Source organism: Pseudomonas sp. Cab53, assembly GCF_018325965.1.
Lineage (GTDB): Bacteria > Pseudomonadota > Gammaproteobacteria > Pseudomonadales > Pseudomonadaceae > Aquipseudomonas > Aquipseudomonas chlororaphis_E.
The window spans coordinates 2,415,724-2,428,542 of sequence record NZ_AP021902.1 but is presented as its reverse complement, the minus strand read 5'-3'; the positions used below and the strand labels follow the sequence as shown (position 1 = coordinate 2,428,542).

The following is a 12,819-nucleotide window of genomic DNA, read 5'->3' as shown; positions in this document are numbered from 1 at the left end:
AGATCAAAGGCAAGGCGCGTGTCGCCTTGCTTAAGGTTCAGAGGTTGTGCCGGGCCAGACGTTCCATGGACATCAAGAGGACGCTGCACCTGAAGAATGCTTGGCAAGGTCAGCCGGCCCGTGGGGTATCCGAGGGTGATTCGCCGAACAACGCCCGATAATGCGCGGCGAAGTGGCTCAGGTGAAAGAAGCCCATGGCGACGGCGATATCACCAACGTTCAGTGTGGTCGCACAAGTGCTGATCAGGCGTCGCCGCACGGCGTTGAGCCTCAGATTGCGCAGGTACTCGACCGGACGCATCCCGGTCACGGCCTGGAAACTGTTCTGCAGGGTCTTGCGGCTCACCCGCAGTTGCCCGCACAAATCGAGAATGCTCAACGGCGTGTCACCGCTGGCGGCGACCAGTTCCTGGCAGCGTTTGACCAGGTAGGCGCTGACGGTGCAATTGCCGCGGCGGCCACGCACTTCATCCGAGGCATTGCTGAACAGGTCGAGGAACGCATCGAGCAGCACGTCTTCGAGCATCTTCTCCGCAGCCGGATGGATGGCGTCCGTCTGCTCCAGGAGGTGTCGGAACAGCGGATGGATCCGCTGCTGCACCCTGAGCAGTACCGCTTCATCCACGCTGATCTGCGATTCGCTTTTCAGGCGCCTGAGCTGTTCGTTCGACAACTCGCAGGCCGCCAGCTTGGCGAAACGCACCGTGTCGACGTTGACCGCGAAAAAGTGCGTGCCTTCCGGGGCATGCAGGACGAAGTCCTCGCTGTCGCGCAGCAGCACCACGCTGCGGGCGTCCACCCGATGCCCCTGGACCACTGGTGCGCTGCCCAGCGACATGGCGATACATAAGCGGCCTTTTGGCGCGCTGCCGCGCTGCACCACGCGCTTGTCCAGCACTTCCTGGAAAATCTGAAAACGGTCGGCATACACCTGCCGCAATTCGCTGCTCAGGCTGCCACGACCGAGTTGATCATAGACTTGTTGCCAGCCCCGTATGGAGCCGGCGTGTTGCTGGGGATCATTGAAGGTACGGACTTCGGCAAGCATGATCATCGTTCCTCGGTGGCCCCGTTGTAATTCCCAGCCCTTCATGGGCTGCCCGGTCCTCCCTGACGGTGGCTGGCTTCACGCGGCGTCGGTACCCGCCTGGAAAACCAAAGCCAGTTCCGTGCCAAGCATCTGCAAGCGGTACTCGCCGGCCTGGATGGCCAGGGGTGCCAGTAATGCACCGGACAGCACCACCTGGCCCGCCTCCAGCGCCTGTCCGTCGGCCAGCAGTCGCCGCACCAGCCAGCACAGATTGCTCGTCGGCGCGTCTTCCCGTGCCTGGGTGTCACCGCTGCCACAGGAGACCCCGTCGCAGGTGAGGCGATAGGCCACACTGGCGTGCAAGACCGGATCGAATACCACCGGCGAACCGAGGCAGTAGCGCGCGGCCGCGGCATTGTCCGCCAGGAACGCGCCCACGCCGAACTGCCAGCCCAGCCAACGGCAGTCGGCGATCTCGAAGGCCGGTGCGACCATGGACACGGCAGCCAGGATGGCTTCGTCACTGTAGTCACCCGGCACCAGTGTCCGTCCCAGCACGAACGCCAGTTCAACTTCCAGCTTGGGCTGGATCAACTGCGCCAACGCCACCGTACTACTCGGCTTGACGGCCATCGCTTGGGTGAGCGCTCCCAGCACCGGCTCGTGGAGGCCGAACCGGCGCTGGGCCGCGCTGCCGGCAAACGCGACTTTCCAGCCGGACAGTTGCTCGCCGCGCACTTCGCGTTGGCGCAGGGCCTCTCGCTGCAAGGCATAACCGGCGGGCACATCCAGTGCCAGGGGCGGCAACGGTGGCAAGGCCTCGGCGCCCAACCCGGCGTGGTGGAGTCGAACCACCAGATCGTCGAGCGGGTTCATGAGTGCTGCTCCGCCAATTTGCGCAACACACCGTCGAGCCGTTCCGGCGTGGTGATCGCGGCAACGAAGCGGTCCGGGCGCACCACCACGATGCAGTCGCGCACCTTGGCAAACCATTCCCCCAGCCGGTTGTCGACGTCCTCGACACTGATGGCGCCGCTGGCCGTCAACGGTTGGCCGGCCGCCTTGCCACTGCGTGAACGGTTGACCTGGATGAAGCGCGTGTCCCAACGCGCCCAATAGGCGGCGCTCTGCTCGCTGAGCGCCTCGCGCGGGTTGACCCTATACCCCAGCACCGCGTAGGAATGCCCCAACACCTCGTCAAGACGACGCCGCTGCCCCTGAGCATCCTCGATGGCCGGCTGGATGAACAGTTGGCCGACCAGATCGTCCTCATGCAGTTCTGCCCGCTCATGATGGACCAGGCCCTTGGTGATGGTCGCCTTGGGCTTGAACTTGAACTCCAGCAGGTGCGAGCGCAGGTTGTCGACGCTGTTGACGGCCTGGAACAACCAGTCCCGTACCCCGGCCATCAACGGGTTGGTCAGGCCCAGCACCGCGCCCATGTTGTCGGCCAGGGCGATCAGGTCGGTGGCGTGCCCGCGCCGCTCCTGGTCGTAGCTGGCCAGGATCGACGCCGATGCCCGCCCCTGGATGATGGCCGCGATCTTCCAGGCGACGTTGGCCACGTCACGCAGGCCTGAGTTCAGGCCCTGGCCGGCCCAGGGTGGGGAAATATGCGCCGCATCCCCCACCAGCGCCACGCGCCCTTCGACAAAGCGGGCCGCAACCCGGGAGTTGTGGGTGTACGCCCGGATACGGATGATGTCCAGTTGATCGACCGCATCACCAATGTGCTCCCGGATCAACGCCCGGATGGTGCCCTCCTCGCACATCCTCGCCTCGTCCTCGCCTTCCAGCAACATGAACTCCCAACGCCGTTGCTGGTACGGCAAATAGATGCAGACGAAGGGTCGCTGCGGATCGGCATGCAAGGCCGTGTAAGGCGCATCGAGGGTGTCGTTACAGGTGTCGATTACCACCCATTTGCGCGGGTGGGTCAGGCCCAGCAACTCGATGCCGAGTTTCTTGCGCACGGCGGAACGACCACCGTCCGCCCCGATGACGTACTGCGCCTGCAATTGATACAACTCACCCTGGGCGTCGCGCACCTGCAACGTCACGCCGCGGTCATCCTGCTCCAGGTCGAGCATTTCATGGCCCTGGCGCAGGTCGACGCCGGCGCGCGTGCCGAGCTGTTCGCGCAGGGTCGCTTCGAGCAATTGCTGCATGAAGATATTGCGCATCGGCCAGCCGTAGCGGGCGGTGCTCGGCTTGACCTCGGCAAAGCACACGCCCCGCGCATTGTAGTAGCGCAGCGGCACGTCGCAGATCATGTCGCGGACGGCCAGCTCGGCGATGCCGATGCCTTGCAGCACCCGCAGCGCCTCATCGTCCATGCCCACCGCGCGGGGATACGGCAGGATGCCGTCCGCCAACTCGAGGACAACGCATTCGATCCCGTACAGCCCCATGTAATGCGCGGCGGTGATCCCGTTCGGGCCACCGCCGACGATGACAACCTGGGTCTTGTCCTGCTTCATCACGATTCACCGCATTGTTTTTGTTGTGGTTGCAAGCCCTGGCCGTCCAGATAGTCCTTGACGACACGGTTGAAGATCTCGCTCTGGTCATCATGGACGTAATGACTGGCATCGGCGACTTCCGTCGTCTGCACCCGAGCATTGGCTTGCCTGATTGCCTCAAGGGTCGCCAGCGGCAGGAAATCGGAGCGCGCGCCACGAATGAACAGCGTCGGGCAATCCAGGCTGCGTACCGCCGGCCACAGGTCGGTGGGCGTGATGGTCAGGCGTGCCTGGGCGATGCCTTGCTGGTCGTGACGCCACTCGATGCCCGCCAGCGTTTCCTTCATCGAATGCATCAGCCGGGAGGCCAGCCCCTCCTGGGACAGGCCGGGGCGCGACTGCTGCCAGAACTGGGCGGCACTCGGCCAATCGGGAAACACCAGCGGCGTCTCGCTCATCTCGCGGCGGATACGCGCGGCTCCGTCGCCACTGACAGAAGAGCCTGGGCCAATGTCCTCGATCACCAGCGCCTGTAGCCGTCCGGGATTGAGCCGCGCGTACTCCAGTGCGTTGGTGCCGCCGAGGGAATGCCCCACCAGGATGAACTGCCGCAGCCCCAGGTGCACCACCCAATCCTCGACGTCACTGACATAGGCCTCGGTCCGGTAGCTGCTGGCCGACGCCCAGTCGCTGAAGCCACGGCCGCGTTGGTCGAGGGCATGGCAGCAGTACCGGTCGCCCAGCGCATTGGCCAGCGACTCCCAGGTCCGGGCATAAGAGCGCAGGCCGTGGAGCAGCAGCACGGGGATGCCCGACTCGTTGCCCCAGGACACGTAGTGCAGGTGCATCGACGATCGATTGGTGAAGAAGTGGCTGTTCGCAGACATTCGTTTGGCTCCCACGGTCAACGCCCCTCAGTACAGGCCATCGTTGCCCTTGACGTCGGCGGCCTGGAGGCCACCGAGTCGCGCATGCAGGCGTCCGCGCGTGGCAAACGCCCAGATGATTACCAGTTCATCGGCGGACGGGCCGTCACTGAACGAAAGCGAAATGCTGTCGTAGTGCGAACGCACATACAGCGCATCCTTGTGGGCCAACGGCACGTCGATGGTCGCACCCGGCCCGCCACGCTTGCCGGTGGAAGGCACCCAGGACTTGCCACCGCCCAGCGCGACCCGGATCGGGTCCGCCGCCGGGTTGGTGAGCAAGGCATTGCCGTGCTCGTACTCGCCCGCGCTGCCCACCAGGCAGGCCTTGCCATAGCTGACGATCTCGCGCCCGCCCGCCAGGGCCTGGATACGCCGGCCGAACTCCTGGCCCAGCAACGGCGAGGGTTCGACCAACTCGGCCAGGCTCTCGCTGAAGCGACCGGCATACGGGTTGGCGATCACGGCGCCAATGGCGTACTTGAACAACGGCTCGCCGTCGGCCAACTGGCCGGTTTCGTTGGCCAGGGTTTCCTCGACGAAGCTGTACCACTTGCGGATGTGATAACGGGCGAAATTAGCGGTTTTCATCAGACATGCCTCTTGTTCAAAGTGGGTCGAGATCGAAGTGACGACTGGGCGCGCCGGCCGACTTGAAACGTTCCTTGCCGCGCTCGTCGTCGTGTTCGGTCTCGAGGAAAAACTCCATGCGATTACCGTCGGGGTCGTTGAAATACACGCCGTTGCCGATTTCATGATCGGTGATCTTCACCACCTCGATCCCTTTGCCAAGCAACATGCCGTAGAGCTGGCGCAGGGTGGTCATGTCGCCGGCGATCTCCAGCCCGTAGTGCTGCAGGCCCAGTCCACCTTGGTGGGCACCCGGTTCTGCGCGGATCAGGGCGATGTCGTGGTGCTTGGCACCGAAGGCCATCATGATCCAGCTTTCACCCCGGGCACTTTCGTGCATGCCCAGCACGTCGGCGTACCAGCGTGCCGACGTTTCCGGGTCCTTGACGAACAGCGACAGATGCGTACGAACGACCTCGACTTTCATCGCGCGATACCTCAGTTCTTCTTGATGATGGATTGATGCCCGGACTTGATCTGCGCCACGGCTGGCGTCCAGAGCACATCAGCGATTTCACTGAACTCGCGCCACTGTTTCTGCCAGCCGTCACCGCCGTTCTCGGAGGTGAACAAATGGCCATACTTGGTGCCGGCGACGATCTGGCGCGGGTTGGCCGGGTTCAGGGCAATTGCCCAGACACAGGAGTTGGGTTGCTGTGACAGCGGCAGCACTTCCCAACTGATGGCCGCGTCCCGGGAGACGAGCACCTTGCTGGTGGTACCCGGCGTGCCATCGGAAATGCTCAGGTACAGGGTGTCCTGGCTGCCCAGCGGCGCATTCATGGCACGCACGTAGTACAGGCCGAAGGTTTCGCGGGCTTCTATGCCGGTCCAGGTCTGGCCCTCATCGAGGCTGCGGTAGACGGCGTTGACGCACACCACGACGATGACTTTCTGGCCGTGGTTGGGCAGTACCAGGATGTTGTGGATGTCTGAGTTGTAGTCCCACAACAGCCGGTCGTCGACACGAGTCCAGCTGTCGCCGCCATCGCGGCTGTGGAACAGGCCGCCCTCTTCGAGGCCGAACCAGAGCTGGTTGCGGTCCGTCGGGTCATAGGCGAACGCCAACAGGCGCGGCCGGCTGACACCTTCGCAGAACTCGGGAATCTCCACTGGCGCCCGGTCCCAGTGCTGGCCGCCATCGAGGGTGCGCCACAGGACGGCACGGGACGGTGCCCCGGTGCCAACGAAAATGCGCTGGGCATCCTGCGGATCCACGGCGACCTTCCACACCGTCTGCCCGTTGAACGGTGAGTCCACCCGTTGCCAGTGCCCGCCAGTGTCGCGGCTGACGCACAGGCCGACATCGGTGCCGGCGTAGATCACTTCAGGCGCCTCGGGATGAACACTCAAGGATCGGGTGATCGCATCGAACTCAAGGTCTTGCCCCAGGCCGAGGCGGTGCCAGGTGCGCCCGTCATCGGCACTGCGGATGACCGCCTGCCCCACGGTGGCGACCAAAAGGGTTCCGTTACTCATCGCTGTTGCTCCTCAAATGAAGATGCCACGGGTCAGGCCACCGTCGATGCCGATGGACTCGCCCGTTACGGCGCCGGCCTTGGGGGACGCCAGGAAACCGATCAGCCAGCCCATTTCGATGGGCGCCAGGGTGCGGCGAATCGGCGTCGCGTCGATGTAGCCCTGCTCCACCTGCCCAGGGGTCTTGCCCTGCTTGATCCCTTCGCGCTCGTACAGCTCCTGGATGTGCGGGGTGTCCACCACGCCGGGGTGAATCAGGTTGACGGTGATACCGGCCGGGCCCAGTTGGTCGGAGAGGGTCTTGGTCATGTGGGCGATGGCGAGGTTGCGCATGCCCGAGAGCACCTTGCTGCCACGCCCGGTCAGGCCACCGATGTTGATGATGCGACCGAAGCCACCGGCCTTCATGTGCGGGGTCACGGCCTTGGCGCAGCGGAAGTAGCCGATCACCTTGGTGTTGAGGTCCGACAGCAGCTCGTCGTCGCCGGCGTGCTCGATGTCATTGCGAACCACCCCGGACGGCGCCGCGGCGCCGTTGACCAGGATGTCGATGCGGCCAAAGTGCTTGTAGGCGGCCTGCACCATGTCCGTCACGGCCGACATCTGGTTGGTGTCGCAGTACAGCGGCAGTACCTCGTTACCGGTCTCGGCGCTGATTTCCTCGGCAGCCTGCTGCAAGAACTCCATGCGCCGGGCGCAGATCGCCACCTTGCAGCCTTCCTGGGAAAGAAAACGTGCGACTTCCTTGCCGATGCCCATCCCACCGCCGGTGACGATTGCCACGCGGCCTTGCAATTCCAGATCCATAGCAGTTCCTCTTGTGTTTATTCGGTTCAGGCCAGATCGACAAAGACACTCTTGGTCTCGGTGTAGGCATCGATCACGTGCTTGCTCATTTCCCGGCCCCAGCCGGATTGTTTGTAGCCACCAAACGGCGACGCCGGGTCGACGACGTTCCAGCAGTTGATCCACACCGATCCGGCTTTCAACTGTGCGGCCACCCGGTGGGCGGAGCGCAGGTCCCGGGTCCACAGGCCCGCTGCCAGGCCATAGGGCGAGTCGTTGGCGCGCAGCACCAGTTCGTCGATCTCGGTCCAGCTCATGACCGTCAGCACCGGTCCGAAGATTTCCTCGCGGGCGACACAGGCGCGTTCGGCGCGGTCGAGAAACACGCTGGGCTGGATGAAGTGGCCGCGCTCCAGGTGCTCGGGCCGCGCGCCGCCGCACACCAGCTCGGCACCCTCTTCCTGGCCGCGTTGCAGGTAGCCACGCACCGAGTTCAACTGCCGGGCCGATACCAGCGGCCCCATGCTGCTGCCCGGGTCCAGCCCAGGGCCCAGCGAGTGGGCGGCGGCATGGCGCTGGAGCTCTTCGAGCACCTGGTCGAGGACACTGGCGTGTACATACAGGCGTGACCCGGCGGTGCAAACCTGGCCCTGGTTGTAGAAAATGCCATCGGCGGCGCCCTTGGCCGCCCGCACGATGTCGGCGTCGGGCAGGATGATGTTCGGCGACTTGCCGCCCAGCTCCAGGGACACCTTCTTCATGTTGCCGGTGGCGGCCTGGGCGATCAGCCGGCCCACCTGGGTGGAACCTGTGAACGCGATCTTGTCCACGTCCGGGTGCTGGGCCAGCGGCGCACCGGTGTCGGCACCCAGGCCGGTGACCAGGTTGACCACCCCGGCCGGGAAGCCGGCGGCCTCGATCAACTGCACCAGGCGAATCGCAACCAGGGGCGTCTGCTCGGCAGGCTTGAGCACCGCGACGCAACCGGTCGCCAGCGCCGGGCCGAGCTTCCACACGCACATGGTCAGCGGGAAATTCCACGGCACGATCAAGGCGCAGACACCCACCGGTTCGCGCAGGGTGTAGTTGAGCATCGGCGCGCCGCTGGCGGGCGACACCGGCAGCGTGCTGCCTTCGATCTTGGTCGGCCAACCGGCAAAGTAGCGCACGATGTTGGCCGCGCTTGCCGCTTCGCCCCGGGCCATTGCGATCGGCTTGCCGTTCTCCAGCGTGATCAGTTGGGCCAATTCTTCACGGTGCTGGTCGAGCAGTTCCGCCAGGCGCAACAGCAGCAGGCCACGCTGGGCCGGTGAATGAGTGGCCCAGGGTCCGGTGAAGGCCGCGCGGGCGGCAGCGACGGCGGCGTCTATATCGCGCTTGTCACCTTCGGCCACGTGCGCCACGCTGCGTTCGTCCGCCGGATTTTCCACGGCAAACCGACGGCCACTGGCGGCGTCCTGCCAGGTCCCCCCGATGAACAGCCGGCCGGGTTGTGCCAGGAATTGCTCGACGGCGGGCAGTAATTGGATCTGACTCATATCCCCTCCTTCACAGGGCCATTTCGATCAGGCAAGGACCGCCATCAGCCTTGGCATTGGCCAGGGCCCGTTGCAGTTCGGCGTTGGTGCAGACGGTGCAGGCCGGCAGGCCGTAGCCCTTGGCCAGGGCCTTCCAGTCGACGCGTGGGCGGTCCAGGACGGTCAGGCTCAGGGCTTCGGGCCCCAGCTCGGTCATGCCGAAACGGCGCAATTCGTTCTGCAGGATCGCGTAGCGATGGTTGGCGGCAATCAGAATCACCACCGGCAATTGCTCGCGGGCGATGCTCCACAAGGTCTGGATGGTGTACTGGGCGCTGCCGTCCGATTGCAGGCAGAACACCCGGTTGCCACGCTCGGCCAGGGCCGCGCCAAACCCCACCGGAATGCCCTGGCCGATGGCGCCTCCGGTATTGGTCAGCACCCGGTGCCGCGCGGCATGGGCCGAGGCAGTGAAGAACGGGTAGCCACACGTGCCACCCTCCACGGAAACGATGCAGTCGTCCGGCAGTGAGGCAGCCAGGACCTGACCGATCGATTGCGGAGTCAGCTCGGCTTCGCCCGGCGGCAACTCGATGCCCATCGGGGTCGGCTGGAAGGCCGGTGCCTGCAAGGCATCGGCAAGCGCGGTGAGCGCACCGGCGACATCGTCCCCCACCTCGGCCAGGCACAGCAGGCGTTCACGCTCGGCCAAACGCGAGGCGATGCCCTCATAGCCGAAGTAACTGATCGGATCCGGGACGCCGGCACACACGACGGCGTCGTACTGGTCGAGGATCTCGATCGCCACCTCGGGGAAATACGGCAGGCGATCCAGGTCCGGCAAGCCACCGCCACGGTAGCTCAGGCGCGGGAACGTCTCGGCGAACATCCGTACACCCGGCAGTTGGGCCAGGCGCCCCGCCGCCTGGAGTCCGTCCACGGACAAGCCCTCGTCACCGACAATGAACACCAGCCGGCGCCCGTCGCGCAGGGCCTGGGCCACGGCTTCGATCCGGTCACCGGCCATACGCCGGACCGGGGCCTGCAAGGCGCTGAACGGACGTTCAATCGCCACGCTGTTGGCCTGTAAATCCATCGGCAGGATCAGGCTGGCGATTTGTCCCTTGGCCTGCCAGGCGGCACGCACCGCTTCCTGCAGGTCTTCCCCGACGCCGGCCGCCGTGCGCGAAGTCCGCACCCAACCGGAAACGCTGCCGGCCAGGGCCTGGATATCGCTGGCCAAGGGCGGATCGTAGTTGACGTGCCAGGAGGCGTGATCGCCGATGACATTGACGATAGGCGTGTTGGCCCGCCGGGCGTTGTGCAGGTTGGCGATGCCATTGGCAAAGCCTGGCCCCAGGTGCGTCAAGGTCATGGCCGGTTTGCCGGCGATCCGGCCATAGCCGTCCGCGGCCCCGGTGCACACGCCCTCGAACAGCGACAGGACCGGTTTGAGGGCCGGCGCACTGGCCATCGCGGCCACCAGGGGAATCTCCGTCGTTCCGGGATTGGCAAAGCAGTACTCGATACCGCTTGCCACCGCCGCCTTCACTATCAGTTGCGCACCATTCATTTCCAGCCCTCTTGATCGAGCGTTTGCAGTGGCTGAGATTTATCACACAGAAAACCTGGATCAACAAGCTATTTTTTAACGTAAAACTCGTATTTTGAGATTTTATTGTATTTTTAAACTTAAAAACGCCATGCATATGCTTGTTTTTCTCAGCCACAGGAGTACCGTGATGGCGGGTTATCCCTGCCATGGGCAGGCTTTCCATCCCTGGCGCGTCTACCTATAGTGCTCACCCATCGGCCATCCACGCGCCCTCCCTCCTTAGGAGTCAAATGAGCAGTCTGAGTAAAATGCTGAGCGTCCTGGACCTGTTCGGCCCGCAACAGCTGAAGATCGACCCCGACACCATTGCCGAACGCATGGGGTTGTCGCGGGCGACGGTGTACCGCTACGTCAAGGACCTGTGTGACGCCGGCCTGCTGGTCCGGGTGGACGCCGGCAGCTATGGCCTGGGGCCACGGATCATCGAGCTGGACTGGATGATGCGTCAGTACGACCCGATCCTCGTGGCCGGTCGCGAACTGATGCATACGCTGTCCGAGGAAACCGGACTGGCGGTCTTCGCCAGCGTTTTCTACGACGGCCACATCATCAACACGTACATTGCCGAACCCGATGACACCTACCAGTTTTCCTTTGGCCGAGGTCATCCGCTGCCGTTCTTCCGCGGCGCGCAATCCAAGGTGCTGATCGCCTTCCAGAAAGGCCGGCGCCTGCAACGCCTGTTCGATGAACACATGGCCAACGACCCCGACAGCCCTTACGACTGGGCCGGTTTTTCCAAGGCGGCGAAGAAGATCCGCAAGGATGGCTATTGCCTGACCCACGACGAGCTCAACCAAGGCCTGACCGGTATCGCGGCGCCGATCATCAACCCGGCGCTCGACGAGGTGGTCGGCAGCCTCTCGGCGGTCGGCAGTACCCAGAGCTTCAAGCTGCTACGCCAAGACACCGTGGTGGAAATGGTGATGGAGACCACCCGGCGAATCGCCGAGCGGATGAAGCACCCGCCGGTCTCCGGCCAGGGCTAGACAACCTCGCCAAGACAGACGCTGCGGTGCCATCCGCCCGCAGCGGCGCCGGATCAGAATGGAACGGCGACGGTGACCTGGCTGTACAGGTTGGTCCCGTTGCCGCCCACCTGGTTACCCCCTGTCGCGGCATCCCGGTCCGGTTTGTAGAGACCGATCAACGGGGTGACGATCAGGTGCTCGCTGACAGCCCACTCGGCATAGAGATCCAGCTCCCGGGCGTCGAGGTTGACGGCGTTTTCTTTGCGTACGGTGTTGTAGTCGAAGAACAGCGCACCGAGGGTCAGGTTCTCCAAGGGCGTGGCCTTCAGGCCGACATGATGGATACCCGTGTTGGTGTTGAACGGCCCGGCGTAGTTACCGGCCACCTCGCCCTGGAACCAAGTGCCGTAGCCAGTGCTCTGGCCGGTGAACAGCGAATCCCACCGGGACGAGTAGCAGGTGTAGCGGTACGTCAGCTTCGGCGCCCAGGCAACGTCCGCGAAGGTATACCCGGCCTCGGCGTACCAGGCATTCTCGGTGCCGGCGTCCTTGTCCTGCCAGGCGTACTCGAAGGCGAAGCTGGCGTTCTCGATGCCAGCGTCGCCCTCGCCGCGCAGGCTGTAGACGTCCAGCCCCTTGCGTTGGCGCTGGAAGTCGCTGGCCCACCGATCATCGACGTCAATACCGTGCACCCAGGTCAGCCCCAGCGTGCCGGCCTTGGCGGTGTAGTCCAGCGTACCGGCCGCGAGTTCGGTCTCGGCCTGGGCACGGTTGTCGGACTTGAGCCACACCACGCTGCCGTGCACCCCGTCCTGCCCTCCCAGCCGCACCACCGCGGTCTGGTCGAAGGCATGCCGGGCCGCCATGTAATAGGCACCGCCACGGTTCAGGCGGCCGTCGGCCGGTCCTTTACCCAGATTCGGCCCGTCGTCGTTGATGAGGAAGCCTCGCCCCAGCTTGACCACCTGGCGGCCGCCAGAGACATCGACGCCATCCTGGCCCAACGCCGGGAACAGGTCGCCGGAGCGCCAGCCCAGATAAGCCTCTTCGATCTTGGTGGTGCGCTCGGATCCAACCGAGTTGCCGGCCGGGTCGCCGTCCCCCCAGGTGGCGGAGCTGACCAGGTTGAACGCACCGTAGGCAGTGCCATGGCCGGCCAATCCCTGGTCGCCACTCAAACCGTACTTGATAAACCCTTCTCGCCAGGTCGATCCCCCCGGCGTGCCGTCGTAATTCTTGCGACTGTTGAACATCCCGAACACCGCCACGGCGTCGGCGTTGAGGTGGCTGTTTTCATCGGCGTACAGTTCGTATGCCTGGGCCTGGCTGATGACCGACAGCGTCAAGGCGCAGACGAGACTGTCCCTTGTACGTGAAACCCACGATGGATAGCGCATGGTTGA

Annotated in this window: 12 protein-coding genes; 1 reads left to right on the top strand and 11 read right to left on the bottom strand. The window is 64.5% G+C overall.

Translation table 11 applies throughout. From position 1 onward, the window contains the following. Positions 1-109 precede the first annotated feature (109 nt). The 10 genes from KI241_RS10760 to KI241_RS10715 all read right to left on the bottom strand — a co-directional run bounded on the left by KI241_RS10760 (position 110) and on the right by KI241_RS10715 (position 10,403). The gene (locus KI241_RS10760; RefSeq protein WP_042731329.1) at positions 110-1,048 is read right to left on the bottom strand and encodes a helix-turn-helix domain-containing protein; all 939 of its coding nucleotides are present in this window, start codon (positions 1,046-1,048) and stop codon (positions 110-112) included. A gap of 78 nt (positions 1,049-1,126) precedes the next feature. Further along, entirely contained in the window at positions 1,127-1,906 is a 780-nt protein-coding gene (locus KI241_RS10755) for a fumarylacetoacetate hydrolase family protein (protein WP_212803666.1), read from the bottom strand. Beyond that, entirely contained in the window at positions 1,903-3,510 is a 1,608-nt protein-coding gene (locus KI241_RS10750; protein WP_042731321.1) for a bifunctional 3-(3-hydroxy-phenyl)propionate/3-hydroxycinnamic acid hydroxylase, read from the bottom strand. The genes KI241_RS10755 and KI241_RS10750 overlap by 4 nt, the downstream gene beginning before the upstream one ends. After that, positions 3,510-4,379: an alpha/beta hydrolase gene (locus KI241_RS10745; RefSeq protein WP_212803665.1), complete on the bottom strand. Its 870-nt coding sequence runs from the start codon at positions 4,377-4,379 to the stop codon at positions 3,510-3,512. The genes KI241_RS10750 and KI241_RS10745 overlap by 1 nt, the downstream gene beginning before the upstream one ends. A gap of 27 nt (positions 4,380-4,406) precedes the next feature. Then, entirely contained in the window at positions 4,407-5,009 is a 603-nt protein-coding gene (locus tag KI241_RS10740; protein WP_042731323.1) for an amino acid synthesis family protein, read from the bottom strand. A gap of 16 nt (positions 5,010-5,025) precedes the next feature. Continuing rightward, complete coding sequence (locus KI241_RS10735) at positions 5,026-5,475, bottom strand: VOC family protein (protein ID WP_042731324.1); 450 nt, start codon at positions 5,473-5,475, stop codon at positions 5,026-5,028. A gap of 11 nt (positions 5,476-5,486) precedes the next feature. Continuing rightward, positions 5,487-6,527 carry a YCF48-related protein gene (locus tag KI241_RS10730; protein ID WP_042731325.1) on the bottom strand — a complete coding sequence of 347 codons (1,041 nt, stop codon included), beginning with the start codon at positions 6,525-6,527 and terminating at the stop codon, positions 5,487-5,489. A 12-nt stretch (positions 6,528-6,539) separates the two neighbouring features. Continuing rightward, positions 6,540-7,334, bottom strand: a complete 795-nt coding sequence (locus tag KI241_RS10725; protein WP_042731326.1) for an SDR family oxidoreductase — start codon at positions 7,332-7,334, stop codon at positions 6,540-6,542. Positions 7,335-7,360: 26 nt separating this feature from the next. After that, positions 7,361-8,851 carry an aldehyde dehydrogenase family protein gene (locus KI241_RS10720; RefSeq protein ID WP_042731327.1) on the bottom strand — a complete coding sequence of 497 codons (1,491 nt, stop codon included), beginning with the start codon at positions 8,849-8,851 and terminating at the stop codon, positions 7,361-7,363. A 10-nt stretch (positions 8,852-8,861) separates the two neighbouring features. Continuing rightward, the gene (locus KI241_RS10715; protein WP_123578856.1) at positions 8,862-10,403 is read right to left on the bottom strand and encodes an acetolactate synthase large subunit; all 1,542 of its coding nucleotides are present in this window, start codon (positions 10,401-10,403) and stop codon (positions 8,862-8,864) included. A gap of 272 nt (positions 10,404-10,675) precedes the next feature. Here KI241_RS10715 and KI241_RS10710 point away from each other — a divergent pair, with 272 nt between their 5' ends. After that, on the top strand, positions 10,676-11,434 hold the full coding sequence (locus KI241_RS10710) for an IclR family transcriptional regulator (protein WP_123578855.1): 759 nt from the start codon (positions 10,676-10,678) through the stop codon (positions 11,432-11,434). 53 nt (positions 11,435-11,487) lie between these two features. On the opposite strand, the gene KI241_RS10705 is transcribed toward KI241_RS10710, so the two are convergent. Further along, positions 11,488-12,813, bottom strand: a complete 1,326-nt coding sequence (locus KI241_RS10705) for a hypothetical protein (protein ID WP_123578854.1) — start codon at positions 12,811-12,813, stop codon at positions 11,488-11,490. Positions 12,814-12,819: the final 6 nt, after the last annotated feature.

Bases quoted from the DNA above. Each gene is read 5' to 3' on its own strand.
- KI241_RS10750 (WP_042731321.1), bottom strand. From the start codon at position 3,510: ATGAAGCAGGACAAGACCCAGGTTGTCATCGTCGGCGGTGGCCCGAAC.
- KI241_RS10730 (WP_042731325.1), bottom strand. From the start codon at position 6,527: ATGAGTAACGGAACCCTTTTGGTCGCCACCGTGGGGCAGGCGGTCATC.
- KI241_RS10705 (WP_123578854.1), bottom strand. From the start codon at position 12,813: ATGCGCTATCCATCGTGGGTTTCACGTACAAGGGACAGTCTCGTCTGC.
- KI241_RS10710 (WP_123578855.1), top strand. From the start codon at position 10,676: ATGAGCAGTCTGAGTAAAATGCTGAGCGTCCTGGACCTGTTCGGCCCG.
- KI241_RS10740 (WP_042731323.1), bottom strand. From the start codon at position 5,009: ATGAAAACCGCTAATTTCGCCCGTTATCACATCCGCAAGTGGTACAGC.
- KI241_RS10755 (WP_212803666.1), bottom strand. From the start codon at position 1,906: ATGAACCCGCTCGACGATCTGGTGGTTCGACTCCACCACGCCGGGTTG.
- KI241_RS10715 (WP_123578856.1), bottom strand. From the start codon at position 10,403: ATGAATGGTGCGCAACTGATAGTGAAGGCGGCGGTGGCAAGCGGTATC.
- KI241_RS10760 (WP_042731329.1), bottom strand. From the start codon at position 1,048: ATGCTTGCCGAAGTCCGTACCTTCAATGATCCCCAGCAACACGCCGGC.
- KI241_RS10720 (WP_042731327.1), bottom strand. From the start codon at position 8,851: ATGAGTCAGATCCAATTACTGCCCGCCGTCGAGCAATTCCTGGCACAA.
- KI241_RS10735 (WP_042731324.1), bottom strand. From the start codon at position 5,475: ATGAAAGTCGAGGTCGTTCGTACGCATCTGTCGCTGTTCGTCAAGGAC.
- KI241_RS10725 (WP_042731326.1), bottom strand. From the start codon at position 7,334: ATGGATCTGGAATTGCAAGGCCGCGTGGCAATCGTCACCGGCGGTGGG.
- KI241_RS10745 (WP_212803665.1), bottom strand. From the start codon at position 4,379: ATGTCTGCGAACAGCCACTTCTTCACCAATCGATCGTCGATGCACCTG.